This is a genomic window from Nitrospira sp. M1 (assembly GCF_965152605.1).
This window is the reverse complement of sequence record NZ_OZ224217.1, coordinates 1,248,257-1,273,590: the sequence shown is the minus strand read 5'-3', so window position 1 is coordinate 1,273,590 and position 25,334 is coordinate 1,248,257. Positions and strand designations below refer to the sequence as shown.

General features: G+C 47.1%; 26 protein-coding genes and 1 pseudogene. 15 read left to right on the top strand and 12 right to left on the bottom strand.

Features of this window, described 5'->3' with window-relative positions; all coding sequences use genetic code 11:
* Positions 1–284 precede the first annotated feature (284 nt).
* The 5 genes from ACWHX8_RS06125 to ACWHX8_RS06105 form a co-directional block, all read right to left on the bottom strand.
* Positions 285–974: a YceI family protein gene (locus ACWHX8_RS06125; RefSeq protein ID WP_447971078.1), complete on the bottom strand. Its 690-nt coding sequence runs from the start codon at positions 972–974 to the stop codon at positions 285–287.
* Positions 975–1,024: 50 nt separating this feature from the next.
* The gene (locus ACWHX8_RS06120) at positions 1,025–1,669 is read right to left on the bottom strand and encodes a DsbA family protein (RefSeq protein WP_447971077.1); all 645 of its coding nucleotides are present in this window, start codon (positions 1,667–1,669) and stop codon (positions 1,025–1,027) included.
* 6 nt (positions 1,670–1,675) lie between these two features.
* Positions 1,676–2,704 (bottom strand): methyltransferase, encoded by a 1,029-nt coding sequence (locus ACWHX8_RS06115; protein ID WP_447971076.1) that lies wholly within the window; start codon positions 2,702–2,704, stop codon positions 1,676–1,678.
* A gap of 24 nt (positions 2,705–2,728) precedes the next feature.
* The gene (locus ACWHX8_RS06110) at positions 2,729–3,328 is read right to left on the bottom strand and encodes a short chain dehydrogenase (RefSeq protein ID WP_447971075.1); all 600 of its coding nucleotides are present in this window, start codon (positions 3,326–3,328) and stop codon (positions 2,729–2,731) included.
* An 82-nt stretch (positions 3,329–3,410) separates the two neighbouring features.
* A complete protein-coding gene (locus ACWHX8_RS06105) occupies positions 3,411–3,860 on the bottom strand; it encodes a MarR family winged helix-turn-helix transcriptional regulator (RefSeq protein WP_447971074.1) in 450 nt (149 codons plus the stop codon).
* Between the two features lie 357 nt (positions 3,861–4,217).
* Here ACWHX8_RS06105 and ACWHX8_RS06100 point away from each other — a divergent pair, with 357 nt between their 5' ends.
* Positions 4,218–4,526, top strand: coding sequence for a hypothetical protein (locus ACWHX8_RS06100; RefSeq protein WP_447971073.1), 309 nt, complete (start codon positions 4,218–4,220; stop codon positions 4,524–4,526).
* Positions 4,527–4,616: 90 nt separating this feature from the next.
* Here the strand turns inward: ACWHX8_RS06100 and ACWHX8_RS06095 are convergent, their stop codons facing one another.
* From ACWHX8_RS06095 to ACWHX8_RS06080, 4 genes are all read right to left on the bottom strand, one after another.
* On the bottom strand, positions 4,617–5,582 hold the full coding sequence (locus tag ACWHX8_RS06095; protein ID WP_447971072.1) for a hypothetical protein: 966 nt from the start codon (positions 5,580–5,582) through the stop codon (positions 4,617–4,619).
* A 145-nt stretch (positions 5,583–5,727) separates the two neighbouring features.
* Entirely contained in the window at positions 5,728–6,504 is a 777-nt protein-coding gene (locus tag ACWHX8_RS06090; protein WP_447971071.1) for an OmpA family protein, read from the bottom strand.
* 316 nt (positions 6,505–6,820) lie between these two features.
* Entirely contained in the window at positions 6,821–7,711 is an 891-nt protein-coding gene (locus tag ACWHX8_RS06085; RefSeq protein ID WP_447971070.1) for a dioxygenase family protein, read from the bottom strand.
* Between the two features lie 48 nt (positions 7,712–7,759).
* The gene (locus ACWHX8_RS06080) at positions 7,760–8,170 is read right to left on the bottom strand and encodes a VOC family protein (RefSeq protein ID WP_447971069.1); all 411 of its coding nucleotides are present in this window, start codon (positions 8,168–8,170) and stop codon (positions 7,760–7,762) included.
* A gap of 1,025 nt (positions 8,171–9,195) precedes the next feature.
* Here ACWHX8_RS06080 and ACWHX8_RS06075 point away from each other — a divergent pair.
* The 3 genes from ACWHX8_RS06075 to thiD all read left to right on the top strand — a co-directional run bounded on the left by ACWHX8_RS06075 (position 9,196) and on the right by thiD (position 11,436).
* Positions 9,196–9,612 carry a response regulator gene (locus tag ACWHX8_RS06075; RefSeq protein ID WP_447971068.1) on the top strand — a complete coding sequence of 139 codons (417 nt, stop codon included), beginning with the start codon at positions 9,196–9,198 and terminating at the stop codon, positions 9,610–9,612.
* Positions 9,613–10,084: 472 nt separating this feature from the next.
* Complete coding sequence (locus ACWHX8_RS06070; RefSeq protein WP_447971067.1) at positions 10,085–10,420, top strand: hypothetical protein; 336 nt, start codon at positions 10,085–10,087, stop codon at positions 10,418–10,420.
* 215 nt (positions 10,421–10,635) lie between these two features.
* The gene (gene thiD / locus ACWHX8_RS06065) at positions 10,636–11,436 is read left to right on the top strand and encodes a bifunctional hydroxymethylpyrimidine kinase/phosphomethylpyrimidine kinase (protein WP_447971066.1); all 801 of its coding nucleotides are present in this window, start codon (positions 10,636–10,638) and stop codon (positions 11,434–11,436) included.
* A 225-nt stretch (positions 11,437–11,661) separates the two neighbouring features.
* On the opposite strand, the gene ACWHX8_RS06060 is transcribed toward thiD, so the two are convergent.
* Positions 11,662–11,979, bottom strand: a complete 318-nt coding sequence (locus tag ACWHX8_RS06060; RefSeq protein WP_447971065.1) for a hypothetical protein — start codon at positions 11,977–11,979, stop codon at positions 11,662–11,664.
* Positions 11,980–12,628: 649 nt separating this feature from the next.
* Entirely contained in the window at positions 12,629–13,177 is a 549-nt protein-coding gene (locus ACWHX8_RS06055) for a c-type cytochrome (RefSeq protein WP_447971064.1), read from the bottom strand.
* 745 nt (positions 13,178–13,922) lie between these two features.
* Here ACWHX8_RS06055 and ACWHX8_RS06050 point away from each other — a divergent pair.
* The 11 genes and pseudogenes from ACWHX8_RS06050 to ACWHX8_RS06000 all read left to right on the top strand — a co-directional run bounded on the left by ACWHX8_RS06050 (position 13,923) and on the right by ACWHX8_RS06000 (position 24,084).
* Entirely contained in the window at positions 13,923–14,798 is an 876-nt protein-coding gene (locus ACWHX8_RS06050; RefSeq protein ID WP_447971063.1) for a YheT family hydrolase, read from the top strand.
* A gap of 349 nt (positions 14,799–15,147) precedes the next feature.
* Positions 15,148–16,512, top strand: a complete 1,365-nt coding sequence (locus ACWHX8_RS06045) for a DUF3422 family protein (protein WP_447971062.1) — start codon at positions 15,148–15,150, stop codon at positions 16,510–16,512.
* Between the two features lie 48 nt (positions 16,513–16,560).
* Positions 16,561–16,926 (top strand): DUF1499 domain-containing protein, encoded by a 366-nt coding sequence (locus ACWHX8_RS06040; protein ID WP_447971061.1) that lies wholly within the window; start codon positions 16,561–16,563, stop codon positions 16,924–16,926.
* A gap of 64 nt (positions 16,927–16,990) precedes the next feature.
* Complete coding sequence (locus tag ACWHX8_RS06035; RefSeq protein ID WP_447971060.1) at positions 16,991–17,812, top strand: mechanosensitive ion channel family protein; 822 nt, start codon at positions 16,991–16,993, stop codon at positions 17,810–17,812.
* Between the two features lie 120 nt (positions 17,813–17,932).
* Complete coding sequence (locus tag ACWHX8_RS06030) at positions 17,933–18,133, top strand: type II toxin-antitoxin system VapB family antitoxin (RefSeq protein ID WP_447971059.1); 201 nt, start codon at positions 17,933–17,935, stop codon at positions 18,131–18,133.
* Positions 18,130–18,522: a type II toxin-antitoxin system VapC family toxin gene (gene vapC, locus ACWHX8_RS06025; protein ID WP_447971058.1), complete on the top strand. Its 393-nt coding sequence runs from the start codon at positions 18,130–18,132 to the stop codon at positions 18,520–18,522. The genes ACWHX8_RS06030 and vapC overlap by 4 nt, the downstream gene beginning before the upstream one ends.
* Before the next feature lie 1,138 nt (positions 18,523–19,660).
* The gene (locus ACWHX8_RS06020) at positions 19,661–20,263 is read left to right on the top strand and encodes a LemA family protein (RefSeq protein WP_447971057.1); all 603 of its coding nucleotides are present in this window, start codon (positions 19,661–19,663) and stop codon (positions 20,261–20,263) included.
* 114 nt (positions 20,264–20,377) lie between these two features.
* Positions 20,378–22,327 (top strand): M48 family metalloprotease, encoded by a 1,950-nt coding sequence (locus ACWHX8_RS06015; RefSeq protein ID WP_447971056.1) that lies wholly within the window; start codon positions 20,378–20,380, stop codon positions 22,325–22,327.
* A gap of 267 nt (positions 22,328–22,594) precedes the next feature.
* A complete protein-coding gene (lipA, locus tag ACWHX8_RS06010) occupies positions 22,595–23,497 on the top strand; it encodes a lipoyl synthase (RefSeq protein WP_447971055.1) in 903 nt (300 codons plus the stop codon).
* Between the two features lie 123 nt (positions 23,498–23,620).
* Positions 23,621–23,882 (top strand): annotated as a pseudogene (locus ACWHX8_RS06005) (type II toxin-antitoxin system HicA family toxin).
* Complete coding sequence (locus tag ACWHX8_RS06000; RefSeq protein ID WP_447971054.1) at positions 23,872–24,084, top strand: type II toxin-antitoxin system HicB family antitoxin; 213 nt, start codon at positions 23,872–23,874, stop codon at positions 24,082–24,084. The pseudogene ACWHX8_RS06005 and the gene ACWHX8_RS06000 overlap by 11 nt, the downstream one beginning before the upstream one ends.
* A gap of 50 nt (positions 24,085–24,134) precedes the next feature.
* On the opposite strand, the gene ACWHX8_RS05995 is transcribed toward ACWHX8_RS06000, so the two are convergent.
* On the bottom strand, positions 24,135–25,109 hold the full coding sequence (locus tag ACWHX8_RS05995) for a DUF2891 family protein (RefSeq protein ID WP_447971053.1): 975 nt from the start codon (positions 25,107–25,109) through the stop codon (positions 24,135–24,137).
* Positions 25,110–25,334 lie beyond the last annotated feature (225 nt).

The window sequence follows — 25,334 nt, the reverse complement described above, 5'->3', positions numbered from 1 at the left end:
TCAATGATCTATTGAGACGACATTGAGACTGAAAAAACATCAGGCAACTCGAGGGCGGTCTTTGAGCAAGTCGTTGGGCAAGCTGCGGGGAGCCGGAAGCATCTCATTATCATTGGCGGCCATCACGACGAAGGATCAATACCATGAGCCATAGGCGCAAAAGTACAATTTTCATTCACCTAGGGCGTGACACTCGCCTGACATCTTCTTCATCACGTTTGTCATTCCTCCAGACCCATTTCCGTGGGTGCTAGGGACCGCCACCATGCCACAGCCATTCACCATTATCCCTTTGTCGCTTTGGCGGCTGGCGCACTGGCCTCTTGAATCACCTCAATTTCCAGCAAAATTTGGACTTCGTCACCGACCATCAAGCCACCGTTGTCCAGCATTTTACTAAACTCCATCCCAAAATCTTTTCGGTTTAACGTGCCTTCTGCCGTAAATCCTGCACGCATATTCCCCCAAGGGTCTTTAGCAACACCATTAAACGTCCCCACAAGCGTCAGCTCTTTTGTGACACCGCGTAAGGTAATATCTCCAATGGCGGTATAGTTGTCACCGGTCTTCTTATAACTTTTCATTTTGTAGGTCATGGTGGGATATTTCTCAACATCGAAGAAATCGGGACTTCGGAGATGCTCATCCCGCTTTTCATGGTCGGTAAAGATTGACTTGGTCTGAATCTCCGCCTCAATGGTTTTAAACTTTTTGGCCTCAGCATCCATTTCCACGACGCTCGTATAATGCAAAAACTTCCCTTTGGTTTTGGACACAACCATATGCTTCACTTGAAACCCGATCGTCGAATGAGCAGGGTCAATCTTCCACCGCGTCACCTCGGCAGATGCCCAGGCCGTACTCATGAATAAGCTCATCGCTGCGATCATCACCACTGTTTTCATTTTTGCTACCGGCTTCATGACATTCACCTCCTGATTAAAAATATGATCTGCACGAACAGAACGTTGCATGGCCACACATTCACTTCACCATGAGTAACAGACGGCCAACGCCGTGCTCATCACTGGGAGACTGCTGCATTCAACCAAGTATCGATGACCGGGCCAAGGACATCGATTGATTGATACCCGTGCGTCAGCATGGTCGCTTCTCCGTTCTGCCTTGCTAGAAGCGTTGGAAATCCATTGACGCCCCACTCCCGAACCTGGTCAAACTCACTCCACACCGCATTTTTGACTTCCGCGCTTCGAAAAGACTCAAGGAATTGCTCGTTGGTCAGTCCATGTGGCTGTGCCAACTCAGCTAACACGGCTTCCTTCGTTACATCGATATTGTTCACATAAAACGCTTTTTGAATATCGTGCAAATATGAGAAGACACGATCTGGAAGCAGAGCCCGCATGACCACAATGGCACGGGCCGCCGGTTCCGTATCATACGTAAAATCTGCACCCATTTGACATGCAAAATTAAAGGGTTGTCCCGTTCGATCATGAACGGCTCGCCAATGACCAAGGATATAATTTTTCCGCTGATCGTCAAAGCGCTCGGTATTGCCAGGCCTCAATCCCCCCACTCGAACCTCTAAGACAAGCCGGTGTTCGTATCGCTGTCGCACCATTTCCATAACCGGAGCGAACCCCCAACACCACGAACACATGGGATCTGTAACATAGACAAGTATAGGAGTCAGGGAAGTTGTCATACGACGTTACCGTTTCGACTTTGACGTGATCATAACATGCTCTTTTGAATTTGGAACCTCATACATCTCGCTTGCACCAAATCCCGATAGATGAAACATCTCTTCCAATTCAGAGAAGGTATAGGCATCGCCGGCTGGCGTGGTCGCAAGCATGATCAAGGCAAAGTCCGCCGAGGCGGGGCTGATCCGATCATCGTTGGGAATAAACTCTAACGTGACCACTCGCCCATCGAGACGAAGCGCCGCATGCACGTTTTTCAGGAGCGCAACACAGGTTTCCCGATCAAAATGATGCAGGAAATTGGCAAGAAGAATCACATCATATTCCGAACCATAATTCTCATTAAATGCACTGCCGACAATCGTCTCATAGCGATCTTCCAGTGATGCGGCTCTGGCATTTTCCTTTGCGACTGCGAGCACAGGCTCCCAATCAAGCGCATATATTGTGGCCTCGGGAAATACCTTGCCTATCTCCACACCGAACATCCCGTGACCTGCCGCTATATCGAGGACTTTGTTAACCGCCTGCCCCTGTTGCTGAAGGAAATTAGCAATCCACGTGGCAGGACCGATCATCATGGGAACCATCGCTCGCGCAAAACTCACCCATTCCGGATGGGCGTCCGCCGTGGTTCCCTGTTCATCGAGAGCCGTCCCTCCCTTCCTCACCGCTTCTGTGAGATGACGAAACCCGTCATAGAGCGGCGGTGACAACAAAAACTCCGTCATCCCACCTAGATAGGCTTGCGATGTCTTCACCAGAAACGCCTTGGAATCACGGGGCAGTCGATACCCCGCATGATCTTTCGTCAACAGTCCAAGAATTGTCAGACCATCAAGTAACATCCGCAGACCTCGCGTTGAAGCATTGCATCGTGTCGAAAGCGCCTCAACGGTAAGATAGCCTTCATCTATAGCTGTAAACACCTCCAAGTCGACTCCAGCCTTGAGGACCGCGCTCCGTTGATGCGCATTCATCATCTCAAGAATAACGAGCGGAGAAGGTGGCATGGCATCGGGATGTTGACTCATCGACCTTTCCTCGTACACCAATCCTTACTGCGCATGGAAAACCTGTCCGGTTAAACGGCCTTCAACACTCTTACTATAAGCCAACGCGACTTTCGATACAGGGACTGGAATATGTCCTCGAAAAAACGAGCCGATTCGTTCCATCGATTCTTCAACTACTTCCGGACTCACAGCATTGATTCGAATCCCTCTCGGCATTTCAATCGCCGCGCCCAGCACAAATCCTTCAAGCCCGGCATTGACCGTCGTCACAGCCGCACCACAGTAAATGGGATCGTGACTTAATACCCCACTTGTGACAGTAAATGACCCACCATCGTTCACAAAATCTCGACCAACTAAGACGAGATTAATTTGCCCCATTAATTTGTTGCTGATGCCCATTGAAAATTCTTTTTCCGTTAGGGTCTCGAATGGGCCAAAATGCGCGCTTCCCGTGGCAGAGACTACGGCATCAACCTTACCAATTGCTTGAAACATGCGTTGAATTGACGCCGCTGACGTAATATCAACCGTCACATCTCCGCTTCGATGCCCTACCGTCACAATCTCATGACGCGGGTTCAATTCTTTTACCACGGCACCACCGATTGTCCCGCTTGCTCCAATCACCGCAATTTTCATCACGCATCCCCTTTAACTTTTATCAACCAAACATCCGAATGCGTTTCTTATCTCCAGAAACTTTTCAGGAGCAAGAAGACTTTTATCGTTTTCGACAACTATCGCGCAAACTCACTAACAACTCTTGTAGCACGTTCACATCACGTTGACTGAGCGCACGTTCAAAATATGGACGCATCATCTTGGCTTGGGCCGGAAAGCATTTACGATGCAGGGCAGTTCCTGACTTGGTTAGCTTGACTTTCATCGATCGACGATCGCCAGGTATCGCATGTCGCTCAACAAGCCCCTTGGTTTCTAATCGATCGATTATTCCAGTTAAACTGGCCTTGGCCAGTAATGTCGATTGAGAAAGTTCGACGGCCGTTAGACCATTCGTTCCCCACAACTCTGCGATGACATCAAACTGCGCAGGGGTTAACCCCATGGAACGAATGTGACGATCGCCGACTTCGAAAATCGCTTGATAGGCTTCGACAAGAGGTCGAAGAACTTTCAAATAGGGATCATCTTGAAGGTTAAAGGTCTCCATACAGTTTTTATATATATAGTCTATACATAAACTACTGTCAACGTGCTCCCATGTACCCACCCATAGCAATCGCGTAGCACACACGTCATCATAATCTTCGCATCATCACGATAAGCAGCTTTCTGTCAATGGGATACCATGGAGGTTTCAACTCCTCAATAATACAGAATCTCACCTCAAACTGTAGGGTGTTTCATTCATCAACCTCATCGTGAGCAGAAGCCGTGCAAGAATGCAATCTGTCTATCTTATTGATTTCCTCAAAGATTCTCTCTGTTCCGTTCTCTTGGCATTATCTTTGCTATAACATTAACTATCTCATAAAAAATTCTCGACCCCGAACCATGGAGATCGATCATGAAAAAAACGTTAGTGTTCATCGCAGTATGGAGCATCCTCGGCTTGACATCCGTTTCTTTCGTCCACAGTGCTTCAGACACATTTGGCAGCAGCCTCTTTTCACTTGGATCAAACACGCTTGAAGGGACATTACTGACGATTGAAGGAGACGAGTATGTCATCATGGATCAGGAAGGCGACGAACAACGCGTCCAGGTTGACGGAAGAACCTCCGTCACTGGAAACGTTCAGCCTGGAGCAAAAGTGAAAGCCGAAATCACGAATGATGGCCATGCCGCGGAGCTAGAACAAGTCGTCGAGGAATAACAGCTCCACCATGAAGGGCATTCATAAACAGGACGATCAGCCAATCCCCGCTCATGGAGCCGAGTAATACGGTGTACGCTTGCAGAATTTTTACATGATAAGCTCGACTAATCCATACACAGGAAAAGTCTTTCCACGGTAGGTTGCGTTTCCCTGAACAATGCCCATAGCAAATCCGCCGATAACCCAATTGGCAACCCGATGAAATTCCGACAGCTTGAGCTGGACACTTCCGCCCCCTTTCGCAGTGACCCAACGAATCGCCCACCCCATGGGCCACCGATACAATCCAAATCCCTGACTAAAACTGAGTGGGGTCAACTGCAAAATTTGAAAACGCTCAGCCTTTCCTTCTCGTGACATAAATCCATCGAGCGTTCCTACCAACGGAGCAAGCATGTCGCTTTGCTGACTGTGGACATACAGATCACCCGCTCCATCAAGTGAAAGGTAGAATCCCTGAAATTCTTTCCACAGCCCCCAATACGTTCGCGAAAGACGATTAAAATCAGGAATCATCAAATATTCATATATCACACGCCCCTTCAACGTACGGTTCTTCCATTGAAGCGTACTCGAAGCCGACCCTACCCACATCTCCCCTCCCTTATGGGTTTTCGAATACGCTGGTGAGATGGCGGATATCGTCAACGATAACGCATTGGATTCGCTTATGATAGTCATTCCAGTTTCAGGGGTTCCAAGAAATTGAAAGGCAGAAGAATCAGGGATAGCGATAAGATCATCGGCAAGGTTTTCGTACGAGCCGCTCCCCTGCATATCGATCCACCCCTGCTGCTCGTCATGCAGCACGACAAAATGTTCAGCTTGGTAGGCCTCATCATCTTTCCCTCGATTGTTGTCCAAAGCAAAGGCGACATGCCCATGTGCATCCTTGCCAACAAAGGAAAAATAATCGGACACATAGAGCAAGGACGTCTCTAGCGCCTTCTGATTTTGTGAAGACATATCGGAAGGCTGAGCTGCGACCGCATGCAAGGGATAATACCCAATAGCCACTAGCAGAGCGATGAGTTGGACGACGTGACGGAACATGCCATCATACCGAAAGGCAAAGCATGAAAAAATAGAAATAGACACGAGGAAAAAGTGGAGGAAGTATCTCCATCTCCCCATCTTTCGGGATGGGGAGATGGAAGAGATGCCTGCAAAACAAACGTGCGTTAATGAACCGTTAGCACTACTGTATCACAAAATGTACCCGACGATTTTCCTGCCAGCACTCCGGAGTTTGTTCGGTGCAAAAGGGTTTTTCCTTCCCCATGCTCAAAACCGTTAAGCTCTCTCCTGGAACTCCGAGATCAACTAAATAATCTCTCACGGCTCGTGCTCGACGTTTACCAAGGATCATATTGTAGCTTTCCGTTCCACGCTCATCACAATGTCCTTGAAGCACAATTGTCCGCCCCGCTAATTGCGATGCCAACACTTCCGCATTGGTCGTCAATTCAGGAAACTCATCTGCGCGAAGCCTAAATCGATCATAATCAAAAAACACATCCTGCAAGTTGTGGAGAACCTCTTCCTTTCTCTCGTCGGAGGAAATTTCTGGCTCACTAGGTATAAGCTTTGCGATCTCCATTGGCTCTTCATCAAGTTGCACCTCGGCTAGCGATCCGTCATGCCCATGACCACCAGGGAGGTTTCCCTGTCCTACCTCACTCCCCTCTTGTGGCATGAAAGCATCTGACAATTGTCCCTGGCCTTCTTGAGGTGAAGCAAAAATCGATTGCGACAATCCTTCGTCTTCATGAGATTGACTCGGAGGATCGACTGGTGAATCCACAGACGATGTACTAATTCCACTCTCCGATGGTTCAACTGGCTCTTGAAGTTGAGCAACATCTGACTCTTCACTCATAACCCGAGATTGTGATTTCGCACTACAGCCATTCATCAACACAATGACAAGGCCTAGGCTGAGAATGGTAAAAAGCCCCTGCTTCACATACATCATACTTTCTTTCCCTCCTTAAAATACTCGAGTTTTCAACTACCTGCAGGCTATGGAACCAACGACTTCCAAGTCAAGGCTCTTTTCGTAAATTTTCTATATGTGGATTCGCTTTAGCATTTCATACGTTTTCACTCCCATATTTACATACAAGGACGCTAATGCCTATACAAAATGTGCATCCCGCGATGAAATTCCTGCGTAGCCCCATGGACTAGGATGGAATTTCACGTTACCAGCCACAACTGACAGGCTTGTAAAAAGTAGGGGAAATTTTGCGAAAAAAGGGAAAGTATCTGACAAGAAAGGGAGAAATCAACTAAGAAGGCAGAAGAAATTGACATGTACCGACAAGACCATCAGTGAACACTCCAGTAGGATCTCGCTGATAGTCTATAATGACCTGCTCCCGCTGTTTCGTACTCATATGAGGGTCTTGCAATATATGATCGTGACGATTCAGCTGATGAATGATATCACGATCAGGAAGGGCTTGCCCGGTAAAATAGGTTTGCGTCACAAGTTCTGGATAGCCGGGGGCATGTATAGAAAAATGTAAATGGGGAGGTCGATACCAACCATCTGCCGCAGGATAGAATCCAGGAAGAATCGTTTTAAATTGAAATCGTCCCTGCTCGTCCGTCAAGGCCTTTCCCCAATATTGAAAAAACTCATCATGCACTCGTTCGATCATGCTGCCAGATACAGGATGCCGGAAGCGTGCCTGTGTCATCTCGTCTCTTTGATGATTGTATCGTCCAGAAAAATTCGCTTGCCAAAGAAAAACCGTTGTCCCAGCCAACGGCTGACAATCATCAGACTGTTCCTGCGCTTGAGCCAGCGACTGCAACACCTGACCCTGAAAATAGATGATGTGGCCTTTGGCAATTCCTTCTTTGCCTTTAATGCGTGTCAAATCATTATCGTTAGCTTCAATGAGCGATACGCGTTCATCTTCACTTTCTCGAATCGGATGCGACACCACAAGGTCATACGGAAAATATGGACCGCGAGTCTGCCGAGGCGTCGTGACAGACGGACAAAGAGCCGCGAACCCAACACCCGAAGTTGCCAGCCAACCCGCAGCTCCGACACCCATTTTTAACATTGAACGTCGTGTCACCATACGGGAATTCATAGTTTCAGACAATTGCGGATGACTCTCACCTGGTGGGTCGACTTGAGAGATCCTATGATGTCGTTTACTCATTCATTCTTCTTTCTGCACGAAAGCACTGCCTCTCATGGCCTTGCACACTCATTGAGAAAACGAAATATTCGCATCTTGAATCTCACGATATGGCAGCAACCAGACTAGCGACTCATCATGAAGGTCGCCAACTTGAATCCGATTCCCCCACGGATCGCGAAAATCACAGCGAAAATCCGGGTGAACCGATAGGCCATACTTGCCGGTGATTTTCTCACGAACTTCGTGAATTTGCGCTTCGTCTCGCACCATAATCCCAAAGTGCTTCATCCGATCAGGTTTGAGTTCTTCAACTTCAAAGATGGCGAGAAATTGATGTTCACCCAACTTACACCAAGCGGCTCCCTCTCCACCTCTAAGCATTTCAAGTTGAAAAACATCACGATAGAATTCAACAGCCTTTTGCGCATCGTCAACTTCGATCACCACATGATTCACACCAAAGACTTGAACAGCCATACTGACTCCTCCTTGATTCGTTTACTCAATCAGGAATGAAATGACAGGATGTGAAGCAACGCCTATGCTATTGTCTACGCTTTTTCTCCCAAGAATCAAATTAGCCTCTGACTTTTTTTCGTGCATTTAAGCCTGAGGAAATACTTTTCATACGTATGATTTATACCCACTAACGGCTCATAACTGTATTGCTGCCTAGTGTATTCCACAGCCTACAGTTATCTAATGACCAATGCCCATAGGGGAAATTTAGAAATATACGCTCTTGCAGACCATTGAACATGTAGGCGATATCCTTCATGCATTAACTGAAAAACATAAATGTTCCATGCCGTAACTCACATAACATACTGTTTTATTTAAAAATATAATTTTGACACATAACATGGAATATTACTTGCTCACCTCCTTCAGACCATAAGGCTGTTCAATGCTATGAATATTGAAGCATCCTATCGCCTCAAGGAAGAGGGGGATTTTATGACATTTCCAAGGTCATTCCGGCCCACACAAATATACTCTCCATCCCAGGCAATCCCTGCTCATCCGTTTCGCACCACAGACCTTAGACCAAGAACCGTAGACAAAACCGCAACTCACATTCTTCCAACGCAAGTCCGCAGCAAGAACAAAATTGAAGACAGAAAGCACAGGATATCATGTGGATGTTCCTGAAAAGTACACTCAACAGTCTCAAGCGCCAATCTAAAAAAGCTCATGGAAGTGAATTACCGACGACCCACGATATTGATCCGTTTAGATTGAACAGGAACGAGACGGAAGTCATGAGCATGCATTTAGTAATGGTATATCAGTATCAACTACTGAAATAGGCGGAGGGACTGCACTTCAAATGGGGACATCGGGATCCAAGCCGCACCGAGGACCCGGTCTCCTCATCAGCCACCTTCTCGTTAGTCCCTCCGCCACCATTATCTGCGGTACAATCGCACATAATTAGGAGGATGTGGTTCACCTGCCGATTTTTTTAACAGGCTCCCTAGCACCCTGGAGAAGGATTGCGTATGTTACTACAGAGTCAACACGTATGTGAGAAGGATATCTTGAGCAACATGGGCGTGAAACACATCCTCCTTGTCGATGACGACAGCATCGTTCGCGGCTGCATTCGTGAATTTCTCGAACTACAGGGGTACCATTGCACCGAAGCCCATAACGGAGCTATCGCATTGGAAGCGCTCGCGAATAATTCATTCTCATTAATTATTACAGACAACCAAATGCCCGTCATGGACGGGATCGCATTTTTAGAAGCTCACCATGCCAATGAGGGATGCCTGACTCCAACCATCATGGTCACAGGCAACCTCACACCAACCCTTGAAGCACGAGCTGCACGGATTGACGTCAAATCTGTTTTCGAAAAGCCCTGCTCCTTTGAAACACTTCTCGAAGCCATATCCGACGCAATCGAAGTCTAACTTTTTACGACCCTACAATTGAATACATTCTACGGTAGAGGGTTACCACCTCCCGTTCCTAACCTTGCTCGTGCGAACAACACGACAAACACACACGCAGCTCCACTCAGCAATGAAAGCCTGTTCAATACTTGATCTGACGTCAAGCCAGGAACGCGTCACTCAAGCGTCGAACATCTATTCTCCTCTCACATATACCTCAAGGCAATAGCCCATCGGCTCAACCTTCTCTCCGTATTCCAACACTATTCGTCTTCTGCCATTTCACCAAAATAACGGGGAAGAATCGAGAGACTCTTCATCAATACGGAAACGGCGTGCCGGAAAAACCCGAAGAGATAGAGACATGCATCTTTACAAGGACTCAAAGCATCCGCTAGGTTCATAAAAGTCGGACGTCAGGTAGATCGGCGTCCAGAGATAGCATCATATGAACACCAACTTCACCAACTCACTTAACATGGAGGAAAATATGAACTTACGTTTTTACCTTGCGGCAAGCCTTTTCTTACTCTTCACGGTCTGTCTTTCTCCGGTGCTTGCGAATGAAGACGATGGCTCGACGGTACAGATTACATCCCCTCAAAACGGCGATGTCGTAAGCGGTTCATTTGAATTACAGTACGAAGTAGCTAAAGGTTCCCATGGCGACCATGTTCACACATACCTTGATGGCAAATATCAAAAAGGCTTTCAAGGCATGTTTCATGATGTCCCAGCAGGCAAACACCAAATTACGGTAAAAGTCGCAACGCACGACCATGATGTCCTTGCGGCATCCCATTCCATCGAAGTCGACGTGAAATAGCGTTAGAGTCCACCAGTCAAGAAAACGTGTTGGTCCCTTTACGATGATTCATACTCCAACGATACACCAGAGAAAACACTTCCCCTCTCTTGGCTCTGGCAAGGGCCAACGGCAGGGGAAGAGGAGTATGCAGCGTTCTAACCTGCGGACGTGCGGAGAAAATCCTTCGCGGAGGGCATGACATATCATTCACCGGTCTTTGCCAGGGATACGCAATGCAAAAGAGTAAAAAACAAGTTCTGACCATAGCAGGCTCCGACTCCGGAGGAGGAGCCGGGATTCAAGCGGATCTCAAAACCTTCTCGGCGCACAATGTCTTTGGCATGTCCGTCATTACGTCTATTACGGCGCAAAATACCAAAGAAGTCACGGCAGTCTACGATCTTCCCCTTTCGATCATCGAAGCGCAATTGGATGCCGTGCTTTCAGACTTTGACGTTGCGGCAACCAAAATAGGTATGTTGTCAAACGCAGAAATCGTTCAACTCGTTAGTAAAAAACTCACGCAATATGAGAGAAACACGCTCATTCTCGACCCGGTTATGATTTCCAAAAGTGGGCACACGCTCTTACAGGCTGACGCCATACATGCCCTGAAAACAGATCTCATCCCGAAGGCGCTGCTCATCACACCCAATATTCATGAAGCGGAATTGCTCGCAGAGACAACGGTCCGATCACTCGCAGACGTGAGGCAGGCGTGCAAGATAATCCAGGCACTGGGCTGCCAACACGTACTCATCAAAGGTGGACATTTACCTGACAAACCGGCGATGGATGTGCTCTACGATGGACGATTCTTTCGAATGTATCCAGGAGAATATATCGACACCCCGCATACACATGGCACAGGCTGCACCTATGCCTCAGCCATTGCGGCGAATTTGGCAAAAGGCCTGCCCTTACCAAATGCGATCGAAGCATCAAAGCGATATATAACAGCAGCGATTCGCAATGGCCTCACGATTGGTCAAGGGCATGGCCCAACCGATCATTTCTACTTTTTGTCAGAGTAAGTTACGCACACAATGGCGACCTCTCCCTCGTTTGAGCACCTGTCATTTCTCACCAGAGGATGACACGACCCTACGAAGTGCATTATTTCCCACTCTACGCTTCAGAGGTTGAGCAAAGGCATCATCAAGGATTGATGATCTCAGAAAGAGTTTTGATAAGATTGAAAAGAAGAAAATATATGGAACGCAACCATGAAAGCCTATCACATATACATGTAAAAACACTTACTCCTTGTCATGAAAATATCCTAAGGCTGCATGATGCAATTCATGACCACAGACAGCAAAATTCCATTTAGGGCAATAGAGCGTGCTGGTACTGAAATCATAGAAACCTCTCAGTGTATTGACCAACGGAATCTCTCCACCATTCGATGGTCCCAATTGAACACCATCCTTCCCTGTACGGCTCTTCCATTCGCTATGTAAGGTTTGTTGATCAACGAATACGACATTTAAGTCATGAATGACATGTTCTTCTCTATACTGACTAACCGATGCACAGCCAGCAACCTCGACGAGAGTACACAGCAACGCAAGCATAAACCACGTTCGAATCAAGTAGCCAGAAATGCATAGATTCTTTTGTCTCTTCCAACGCGGACTTGTGAAAACAATCACGGTGTTTGTCATGGGCGACTTACTCAGATCATACGAATAATCTGTGAACAGACTTTCTATACTGTAAATAAGCATGCCCTATGCCAGAAAACTCACACGAGAAGATTCTTTGACTATCGCAAAACCGAATAACTTCCACCCGAATGTACATCATGAACGCAGCGCGATTACTCACTTCAAGCATCGGAAGGTTATACCCGCTTGGATTTACTGACAATAATTGATGTTTTTTATCACGTATTGCAGATCAAAATTATATAAGTTGGCGCTTTATATTTCGGTATAACTGAAACGGCTATAGCGCCTAAAAAAACTAAGCAAAATCTCTATGATATGAGAAAATGTGCAAATCACTATCAGGCCACGAAGGAAGGTATACACAAATCAGATACAAGATGTTATCTAACCTGATATCGAAAGAGAGAAGATGTACGTCGAGGGGGAGGACAGGTCAATCGAGGTTCGATGCTTCTTTTTTTGCTTGAGACGCGAAATCAGGAAGAGAGAAGAACGCACGAGTCGAGCAAAACCTGCTAGGGCTCCAGGAAAGGAATTGAGAGCACGCCCTTCTTTACTCCGACACTCTCTCCAAATATGCGATAATCTTATCGAGGGCGCCCGCACTCAACTTTTTCCCATACCAACGAGGCATCACGCGATCTGGATAGCCAGGGACAATATAGGCCCCAGGCTGTAAAATGGACTCCATGATGTACTCATGCACAGTCGTGGCAGTACCTTGATAATTCGGATCGGCTAACCGCTTGGGGCCATTGGTTCCGAGAAGTAAAGGTGGACCTTCTCGGCCTTTGGCAGCCAAAATTCCAGGAATCGTATGACATGCCGCACATCCGGATTGAATGAAGAGCTTGGGAATCGGTTCATCTCCCGTTGCTAAGGGAACATTCGCTGACGCAATTTTGGGGTTCGCAGTCGCCGGCTTTCGCGAAACCCGCTCGTTGGCTTCTGAGCCTGATGACCCTGCTCCTTGCCTGACAGGATTGGACTCACCGGAGAAGACACTAAACAGTAACGTCACAAAAATTCCGCCACACACCACAATAATGATTAACCAGGTTTCACGGTCCAACGGAGAATTCGAAGGTTGCTTGTTTGACATAACACTCCATACGAACGATGGGAATAGATTTCAATTGTCCAAATATTGTTCAGATAACGATTATTTAGTCTCGCGATAGTCCCCCACAGATTCTGTGGACAACATTGTGAATGAACACGTTGTAAGACACCTGTTTCGCTTACCTGCTGCACCACAATGACAAATTGCACATTTGTTAGGCATTGTGGCCGTACCTGTAAGACTACCATATCTCGTATTTCGAGTTTACCCTTAGAAAGAATTCCGCATTTGTAAGATAATCGCGAACTCCCAAACCTCTTTTGGAATACTGCTGGAGACGGAACCGAACATCACTCATGAAATTCTGAGCAACATACAGCACATCTCCATCAACTCCTCCTGCTATAGCCGTTTCAGTTATACCGAAATATAAAGCGCCAACTTATATAATTTTGATCTGCAATACGTGATAAAAAACATCAATTATTGTCAGTAAATCCAAACGGGTGTAACCTTCCGATACTTGAAGTGAGTAATCGTGCGGGTTCGTTCATCGACCTCAGCTGGAACGTATTTGGATTCGCTATAGTCTATAATGCGAACATGCAATCCATGGCAAGAACTTTCAGTCACCAATGGTTTTCTTGACACCATTTGACGTCAAAACAGTCCTATGCTGATGACTCCAACCTTTATACCACACCCTCTCGTCGCTGGGCCCCATCGAATGACACTCCTCCCGCGTTGGATTCCCAGACCTTATCTCCTCAAAGGCATCCCCATCATGGATCGACAGTTTCAGGTTGATGCCAAATCGCAAATCACAGCAAAGTGCCACTGGCAGAAACACGCCGCTCAATGCCCCACCTTGCTCATCATCCATGGCCTCGAAGGCTGCTCAGAATCCCACTACATGTTGGGAATCGCACACAAGGCATGGCAAACAGGGATCAATGTGGTCAGACTGAATCAACGAAATTGTGGAGGAACCGAACACCTCACCCCAACACTCTATCATACAGGTATGAGTGGAGATCTTCGTGCAGTCATATTAGAACTCATTGATCATGACAAACTTTCGAATCTGTGGTTGGCAGGATTTTCGATGGGCGGCAATCTCGCATTAAAGTTAGCTGGGGAAATCGGAGACTCCTTTCAGTCACTCCATGGCGTCGTCAGCGTATGCCCCAATATTCATCCAGCAGCATGCGTCGAAGCCCTTCAACAGCCAAGAAATCTAATCTATCATCACTTCTTCCTTCCACGACTGAAAGCTCGGCTACGGCGAAAAGCTCAACATTTCCCGCATCGCTGGGACCTATCTCAACTTGCTTCCATCCGAACCATGAGGCAGTTTGATGACGTCTATACGGCACCAGATGCAGGGTACCGGGATGCCGCAGATTATTACGAGCAATGCGGAGCTCGCCATGTCTTACATAATATTCGCGTGCCAACACTCATCGTCACATCGCAAGATGACCCCTTTATCCCCTTCGACACCTTTCGCATCAATGCCATTGCATCCAACCCTTTCATTCAATTGATTGCAACTGAAACCGGAGGACATTGTGGATTTCTCCAACGATCTCAGCCACACGAAGACCACTTCTGGATTGAAAACCGTATTATCCAGTTTGTCCTGGCGGGAAACAGTTGAACCGCCACATAAGACCGACAGCCAAGGCTATAGCGAAACCAAATAACTTCCAGCCGAATGTACATCATGTACACAGCGCAACAACACACGTCGTACAGACGGAAGTACATTGGAACGGCTATAGACACATGTCCGAAAATCATACGACACACCGGACAGAACACATACCGCCACTCCTCTCTCAAATCGCATCCCATACAATTTTTCAAATCCGCCCCCCCCACATGCTCTAATCCCCTTTCCATGACGATTCAGGTTGATCTTAGCTTGACCAGCCTTTATGTTTACGCTAGAACCAATCCTCAAACATGAGCCAGAATCCACTTACAATCAATCGTGGAGCACGGGTGTGAGAAATAAGCCATCAACACGACGACCAGAATTATTACAGCAGATGCACGAGCCCACGAAGAAGTATCTTGAAGAATGGCTTGATGCTCCAGCGCATATCCACCACATCGCCCATCGCATGGCCAATCCACCAATCGAACGTCCACTCAGTCGCCATGAATTCAAACAATTACTTGAATGTCTCGACGTACCCGCGAACGCCGCCGTCGTGCATGAAAAGTTTGGATACGGAGTGCGTACAGCAGAAAACGGTGACCAACTCATCATCACCTGGGAAGCCCACACCGAATATTATAGTTATCAAATCTGGCACATTCCCAATAACCCGTCAGCATTACTTGAATTTGGCCCCATTACCTTTCCCGGCTACGCCTTTCCGTTCTCACCACTTGGCATTGCGATAAATTCCCTCGACATTCTCATCACACCCAATACCCAGGTGACCCCGCAAGCACTCAAGTTGCGCATGCCGGGCCCTCAACTTCATGGGGGTCGCGTGTTGGGAGAAGACATTTCCGTCATCGCAAGTTTTACCCCGGATGACAATGGCCGTGAACGATATTATGTCTGTGCTGCGTCACGCGAGACACTCCAGCCTCATATCGCAGGATTGATAGACACCATCGTCTCCATTGAGAACTACACGCATTTAATCTTACTCCCCTATCAAGCGTTTAGTGCAGCAGTCGATCAAGTGCATCAGTTTGAACAACGGCATCTCTATCAACGGAATGTGATTACCACACAACTTGAACACGCAACATCTCAAAAACTCCAGAAATGGTTAACCGTGCTGACTCAGGACTTTATGAAAGTCAGTCGGCTCGCTGAATCCATGCGCTACAAACTGTCGGCGTCCGTTCCCTATGAACGCATCGTGGAAAGCAACCTCAACGCATTACAGGAACAATCGTTATCTTCCTGTCGACTCATTTCTGACTATATTCATCACAAAACCACGGGTGTCTCGGATGGCTATCAGCAGCTCATGAAACGGATCGATGCGTTGGAAAAAGATTTTGAAGGGACTATTTCCGTCATTCGCACAAAAGTTGATTTAATGTTGCAAGACCATAACATTGCACTTCAGGATCAAAATTTGAAAATGCTCGCCAGTGTCGATAAAACGACGAAAAGCCAAGCCATCCTGCAACATACCGTCGAAGGACTTTCCGTGATCGTCATTGCATATTACCTGAGTGGCTTAGGGAGTTATGTGTTTAAAGCGCTTCATGAAGCTGGAATATTAGAAAGCTACGCCTTCGCTTCAGGCATCTTTGTTCCTATTTCTCTTCTCGTGTCATTCGGACTGGTCTTTATTGGCAGAAAAATCCTTAATACGCGTCTATTCAACGATCACTAGCATTTGTCTCACGTTCACTCGTCCAGGCTTCGGACCTGGAATATTGACATGCAAAATACCACATCGCTTCCACCATGCCCCGATTCTCCCAATTGCGTCTCTTCGCAAAGTGCAAACCCTGAACAGTACATCGAACCATTTTCCTATTCAGGGACTCCAACCGATGCCAAAGCGAAACTGCATGCCCTATTCAAGAACAGCCCTCGATCCCGTATCGTCGTAGACACCGCCACATCACTTCGTGTCGAGATAACCTCTTTGATATTTCGATTTATCGATGATGTAGAATTCCTCATTGACGATGAACACAAGTTAATTCACCTGCGATCCGCATCCCGTACCGGGTACTGGGATCTTGGAGTCAATCGAAAACGAATGGAAACTCTCCGAATCCAATTCCAGCAATTGCCCTAACTCACGTTCCGTGAGTGCGTTATCACCACCACCCTATCATGCAATCTGACAAGGAGGTCATACAATGGAAGAAGTGCTCGATCAAGGAATCCGCTTACTGACAACCTATGGACTCAAGATTATCGGGGCGATTCTCATTCTCATCGTTGGTCGATTCGCCGCCTCGTGGGTTTCCCAGGCAGTCGATTCCTGGCTTCAAAAATCGGGGAAAGTCGATGAAACATTACGACCGTTCTTTGCCAGTTCCGCGAGATATATCGTACTCATCATTACGGTACTCGCCGTCCTCTCCCAATTCGGCATTGAGACGACAAGCCTCATTGCCGTCTTAGGCGCCGCAAGTTTAGCGATTGGCCTCGCATTACAAGGCACACTCAGTAACGTCGCCGCCGGAGTCATGTTACTCATTTTCCGACCGTTCAAGGTAGGAGACTATGTGGAAGCCGCAGGGATTGCGGGAACCGTCAAATCCATCACACTCCTCGTCACGGAGTTAGCCACTCCAGACAACGTACAAATTCTTGCCCCAAACAGTCAGGTCTGGGGAACCATCGTTAAAAATTACAGTTTTCACCAAACCCGTCGAGTCGACTTAGTGATGGGAATTGATTACGGCGATGACATAGATAAAGCTATCCAAACGGTCACCTCAGTGGCCAATGCCGATGCACGAATCTTAAAAGACCCAGCCCCGATGGCGGTGGTGGGAAATCTTGGCGACAGCTCGGTGGATTTAACTATACGCGTCTGGTGCGACGCGGCAGATTACTGGGGCGTGAAGTTTGATATGACGAAATCCCTCAAACAACGTTTCGATGCCGAAGGTATCTCTATTCCATTTCCACAACGTTCCCTGCATATGGTGAACACCGAAGCATCGTCATGATCAATTTCCGGAATATTCCTATCATACATATGATGACCAAGCAATGAAGGCGTTGCGCACTTTACATTAAATACTATGTGTATGGTAATATTATTTCATACACATAAATGGAGAATCATCATGCGCACGAACATCGTGATAGACGAACACCTGCTTGCAGACGCTCAACGCATCACGGGAATCAAAACAAAGAAAGGCGTGGTCGAAGAAGGGCTCAAGGTTCTTCTTCGACTCCAACGTCAACAGGCCGTGAAGAAACAACGAGGCAAGCTCAAATGGACCGGCAATCTAGAGGCCATGCGACTTGACACTCACTCATGATCATCGTTGACACGTCAGTATGGATTGATTACTTCAATGAACGCACTACAGAAGAAACCGAGAAATTAGATACGATACTTGGCATCCAAGAAATCCTCCTTGGAGATCTTATTCTCACTGAAGTCTTACAAGGGTTTCAGCAGGATTCGCATTTTCGAATTGCTCAAAAAGTATTTGATGCGTTTCCTATCGTGACAATGGTAGGGCCGCACCTTGCCCTTCGCAGTGCCAAAAACTATCGCACACTCCGAAAACGTGGAGTCACAGTTCGAAAGACCATCGATGTCATGATTGGCACTTATTGCCTAGAAAAACATATCCCTTTACTTTACGCTGATCGAGACTTCGACCCTATGGTTCGACACCTGGGCCTCCAATCAGTTGTCTAAGGTTCGCTCGCGTACCTTTGCTGAAAAATTCCCGGGTTAAAACGGAACTCTACATTAAAACCTCTAATGTTTTAGCCTTTATCATAGTCACTGATCTTTCCTTCACACTCGACAATTTTCAAACACCACAATCAAGTTTGAATCACTATATCGTCCTCTTTGAGCTCCCCTTCATCGTGGAGTGTGGATTGGAGCGGAAGTTGTTCTTTTGTTATTGTACGTTCCCATCATAGGAATTCTGCAGACTATCCCCGAAGACTCGACCTCCCTTTACGGGAGCAGACTGCTCCTATTTCTTGAAATATATATCTATGCGCTTCTCTTAAGTTGGATTCTTTCTTCAGTTAAAGAAAGAAAGAATGAATGATGAGCACGATGACTCAACGTCGTCGATTCACGCTTAGATCAGAGTTGCTCTGGAGAGGTGTATCTATGCTTTTTGTGCCATCTATTATTACATAGAATACCAAGGGCTTACGCTCTTCATCACAGATACCGTCATTGTCACTTACGGCATACTCGGAACGATTTTCTTTAGCAGCCTATGCGGAATGCCTTTAGGGGCGTTCATAGGCACAATCGTCGGTCACTTCCGTGCAAAATCACTTCCTCGAGCTCCTGATGCGGAACCAGAAAGCACTCTGCCTTATGTGATTGGTCTCGGCTACGCGTCAGTCATGCTGCTGTTTGTCATTCCAGCAACGTGGTGGGTCTATCCACGGTTTCTAGAATCTCTCGCACAATTCTAACCAATCCCCATAGCACGACTCGCAAGCAATTCCCAAGATCAGCACATTGTATGTGTATTTTCTTACTTCCCGACAATGCGTACATCAAAACGAGTTTCAGGCCTATCGATTCGATCCTATTTTTTGGACTTTCGGCTTTTGAAGCCTGCAGATAAAAATGACAAACGAATCTGCATAAATCACCATGAATTCAGACAAAGACGACAGAAATATCAAGAAGTAAAAATGAGAATATTCACAAACTTCCATAGGATTCCTCCGCTACGTAAAGCACCTGATAATACTGCCGAAGAGAGAATAGAGGAATGTTCTATATGATCGAACAAATATGAACCGTCGCCCGAAACGTGAGAGGAAGGTCTTTCTTCCTCACGTGAAAAGGACTACTCATGGATAGTGCAACGCTGTTTCTGATTGGCATGCTCCTACTTATAGCAACCATGATCTTTTGGGTCATCAGTGCCTATAACCACATGATCACTTACCGAAACCGTTTTAAGAATGCCTTTGCGCAGATCGATGTTCAACTCACCCGACGATACGATTTGATCCCGAATCTTGTCGAAACCGCGAAAGCCTATATGAAACATGAACGAGAAACATTAGAAGCGGTCATTAATGCCAGGAACCAGGCCTCAAAGGCTGCAAAACAGGCTACCGCTCAACCTGAAGATGTCATGGCCATTCAAGGCTTAGTCGGTGCCGAAGGACTGTTGACCGGCGCGATGGGACGGCTATTCGCCGTTATGGAAAATTATCCCGACCTGAAAGCCAATGAAAATATGATGCAGCTTACCGAAGAACTCACCTCAACAGAAAACCGTGTGGCCTTTGCCCGTCAAGCCTACAATGACGCCGTGATGATCTATAACACGGAACGAGAACGCTTCCCGATGAATCTTATTGCTCATGGATTTCATTTCCATGGAGCCTTGTTACTTGAAATTGAAGAAGAACAGAAACGCGAAGCGCCTCACGTCGTATTTGCCTAAAACAATACTGTGGACTTTTTCGACCATCAACACCAAGCCAAGCGCAATTCGAGATGGCTGCAAGGCCTCTTCGGCGTAGCTGTCCTGAGTACAATTCTCGGAGTCTATTGGATCGTGGCGGGTACCAGAGCCTGGTATGACTGGTGGACTGCAGGAACGGCAGATCCCTCAGTCCCTTTTTCCTGGAACTTCATATGGATGTGGGATTGGACACTGTTGGCATGGGTCGCCTTCTTTTGTCTCATCGTCATCACGCTTGGCTGTGCCATAAAATTCATGGAACTGCACGCCGGCGGCACATGGGTTGCCGAACTTCTTGGTGGAACACGGCTCGATCTCATCAGCCATCCAGATCACGCACGAACAGTCTTCAATGTCGTAGAAGAAATGGCCTTGGCTTCCGGCATCGTACCACCCCCCATTTATGTCCTTGAGCGAGAACTCGGCATCAATGCGTTTGCGGCTGGGCATGGACCTGAAGACGCGGTGATCGGAATCACCCGAGGAGCCATGACCAAACTCTCACGCGAGGAACTGCAGGGAGTGATCGGTCATGAGATGAGCCATATCCTACATGGTGACATACGCCTCAACTTTGAAATGATTGGCTTACTCAATGGATTGCAAGGGCTTGGGGCACTCGGACGAACCATCTTGAACTCCTCACTCGATCATAGCGCATATACCAGTAATTTCTTTACTCCCGTCCATGGTCTCAGTATTGTTCTCAGCTGCATTATCGGGGTTGTTCTACGAATTGTTGGATCTATCGGTGTGATACTCGCCAGCTTAATTAAAGCGGCAATTTCTCGGCAACGGGAATTTCTTGCCGATGCGGCATCAGTACAATTCACTCGAAATCCCGAAGCTCTTGTCAGCGCTTTACAAAAAATTGCTAATACGAAGAAGGGGTCCGTCGTGAATCACAGAGAGGCCCCTCAAGTCAGCCACCTATTTTTCTCGCAAGGGATTGCCAGAGGATTTGAGGCACTCTTTGCTATGCATCCTCCCTTGGCACGACGAATTCAGCGTATTGATGCAACGTATGCAACGCATACCTCCGAATCGACTCAACGACGAGAGCGTACACACCTATCAGACAATGCGCAGGCTTTTGCAGCATCTGAAGCCCCGACGCCTGAATCCCTTGTCCAGCAAATTTGGGCAAACCATCCTCAGCACGTGCACTATATGCACGATCTCCTGGCACACTTTCCAGAAACGATTCACCAAACGGTCCATGAGCCATTTGGAGCACGAGCCGTCGTCTATACGTTACTCCTCTCCCCCAACCCACATATACGCGCGGTCCAACACAATCGATTGGCCACCTATGCAGATGCCGAGGTTTATCAAGAAGCCTGTCAAGTGGAATCTGAAATACTCAAGCTTCATCCAGCGATGCGATTACCGCTTCTTGACATGGCCATTCCAACGTTGACGCAACTGTCTCCTCGGCAATATGCAACATTTCAAGCCAATATTTTGGCCATCATGCCTCAACGCGATCACGAAGCCCTGTTTGGCTGGGTGTTGCGTCGAGTCCTCTTACGGCACCTGACGCCTCATTTCTCCATAGTGGAATCTCCCAGAACGAAACATCATGCCATGAGGCCACTTGCGCATCATTGCGGCTATTTACTCTCCACATTGGCTCAGCAAGGAAAGGGAAATGATCAGAACGTGCGACAGGCCTTTCATGCGGGCAAACGAGCACTGAGAATCCGCAAACTCGTTTTAACGCCTGCAAGTCTCTGTACATTTGCATCATTGGACTTGACCTTGCACACCTTAAACGAAGCCACCCCACAGCTCAAACGAAGGATCATCAAGGCCTGTGCAGCCTGTGTACTTGCCGATCAACGAATCACGGTCGAGGAAGCCGAACTGCTTCGAGCTATTGCAGACTCTTTGGGATGTCCCATGCCACCATTATTGCGGGCGCAGCCTGAGAACACTCAAGAAGACACGATATTTCCCGTGCCTTCTCACCCGGCACCATTGACAATACATTCACAAGACCAATCGCAGGAAACTTCGCGGCTCCACGCTCATGTTCCCTGACATGCGCACACTAAAAGAAGGCTCAACTATTGTTTTTGCTTCTGCGAACGTTTTACGCAATAATAAATTATAGCGAATCCAAATACGGTCCAAACAAGAACATACAACGAACTCAGCGCAGTAGAACGTTTTAACCAGCTAAAAAAGTTATGTGAAACGGCTATAATCGCTAGCAATCATCATGCGTAAGCTATTAGAGTAGACAGGATAGAGCTTCGTCTCTTCATCATTACTTTTTTCGATGCATCACGTTCATTGGTAACATCTATGTCATTTGTTCCAACACATGAAATCAGCCGAATATCCACTCGCACAGAACGGCAACGTCTACCTGATTGGTTTAAAATCAAACTTCGGCAAGGACCGGATTATCGCGATATTCGGAAAATCATTGACGAACGAGGCTTACACACTATTTGCGAAGAAGCTCGCTGCCCGAACATGTGGGAATGTTGGAACAACCGCACTGCGACATTCCTCATCTTAGGAGATATTTGCACTCGACGTTGCCATTACTGCTCTGTCGAAACCGGCAGACCAACAAGTCTCGATCTCGATGAACCCCAACGCGTGGCCGAAGCGGTCGAGGCCATGGCGCTTCGCCATGCGGTGATTACGTCCGTGAATCGTGATGAATTAGAAGACGGCGGCGCTTCGCTTTTTGCCGAAACCATTCGTCTCATTCATGAGAAAATTCCAACCTGCGGCATCGAAGTGTTGATCCCGGACTTCCAAGGTAACGCATCAGCCCTACGAACCGTCTTAGACGAGAAACCTGACATTCTCAACCACAACATCGAAACCGTCCCCCGCTTATTTCCTTCCATACGTCCACAAGGTAAATACGCTCGTTCGATTCAACTCCTCAAACAGGCCAAGCAATTGGGAGCCACCACCAAATCTGGACTTATTGCCGGCTTGGGAGAAACCACCGACGAAATTCGAGAAGTCATGCGCGACTTACGCACCGTGGATTGCGACATTCTCACGCTTGGCCAATATCTCCAACCCACCAAATCCCATATGCCCGTCGCCCGCTTTTATCATCCTGATGAATTCGAAACTTTTAAAAAAGAAGCCCAAGCCCTTGGCTTTCAACATGTCGAATCTGGGCCTCTCGTCCGAAGCTCTTACCACGCCGAGGAACAGACAGCGAATACAGCTATGTAACAACCCAAACCTAGTCTCCCAAAGGAGAGAATGGTAGTATTGCTAGATCTACACACGAAAAGGAGCAATAGGATGGGACAACCATGCACATCTAATGACTTCATAACGGAAAGCAAGTAACTCGTGAGTCAATATGAAAAATTATTAGAACAAATTTTACGAGGAACTTCTGATGCAAATATTTCATTTACAGATCTCAGGCAATTGCTTATCCACCTGGAGTTTACAGAACGTATTCGGGGAGGGTCATCATATTTTCTCAAAACATGGAATTGAAGAAATCGTCAATCTTCAACCAAAAGGGACAAAGGCAAAGCCCTATCAAGTTAAACAGGTTCGAAAATTAATCGTTCGGTATAAGTTAGGAGCGAGCGATGGACTGTAGGTTTGAAATCATTATTTACTGGAGTCAAGAAGATAGTGCATTTATCGCGGAAGTACCAGAACTCTCTGGCTGCATGGCAGACGGGCAGACCTACCAGGAAGCTGTGACAAATGTGGAAACCGTGATCAAAGAATGGATTGAAACAGCCCAAGAACTTGGACGTCCAATTCCTGATCCACGTGGTCGGTTGCTATTTGCATAACATTTCACATGATCAATCATCAAATCCATGGAATACATGTTCTATTTGCTTCATGCCGCGACTTCATCCATACTCAATGCAATAGCATAGATCCCAAATTGCGGCACCCAGTGACTATACTTTTTATAATCATCCCGCCAGTATTGCGGCGACTCCATATGCGTGACGATATGATTCACGTATAGGTCCCGATACGCTTCGTCTCCCGTCGCGAGAAAAAGACTCCAGTACCCCCATGATCGACTAAAGTTCAATCCGCCTGAATGAGCTCTGGGAGCAATCCGAATCGGGTCCAGTCGTAAGGCTTTTGGATAAAAGACACGGAGCCATGACTGCGATTCTTCAACCGGTAAAATTGCAAGAATGGCTCTCATCCTCTGAAGAGACGCAGCAAAAAATTCATCAATATTATTGTCATACGATAACGAAAAATGCTTGTCGAGCGGCAACAACCGCTCCCGGGTGAACGTCACAAGCTTCTCATTTAATGCGGACCCACCTTTCCATTGGCTCCACTCCCACAGATGCAGCACGGCCCAGGATAGATTGCCATATTCCCGGCGAAGTGCATGCTGAAGAACCCCCTCATCCGACAATGAAAAGATCCATTGCTCCAATCGCTGGGCAACATCTGTTGCGAACAAGCATAAGTCGGTTTTCCCACCCCACCGTTCACGCTCCTGCGCAAGCTTCAAAAACCAGGCATAGCCATACGGCAATTCATGATCCAACTCACCACGATGTAGGCATCCCAACTCAGCGTCTAATCGGTCAGAATATAACAGAGGCTCAACCACCTCAATCCAACGGGATTCACCTGTAAGCCTCGAAGCCGCCAACAAAGCATAGGTCCCGTGCACACTCGAATGCCAATCAATACACCCGCAAAAGGCCGGATGCGATGTGTCAACTCGTTTCATCCCTCGTTCGATAACATTCGCGAGTGCAGAAAGATATTCTATTCTTAAGTCACAAAAGTTTTCCCAATTACTCAAGTCATTCTGATTTGTATGTTCTACAGTCATTGGCTTGCAACAACCTCCAACTTTATTTGCTGACTCAAAAGAAAGAATTATTAGTTTCCTGGCAAGAAAATTTGGGGTCTGGCATGTGTATTGATTATTCCCTGAGCATCCGTAAGGAGACAATCAGCACTACCACTGCGAAGTGAATGTACCTTCAGATGCTCGTGTGCCAAGATATTTTTTGCTGGGGATCAACGGATCTCTATTAATGCAGGGGCACGAAGT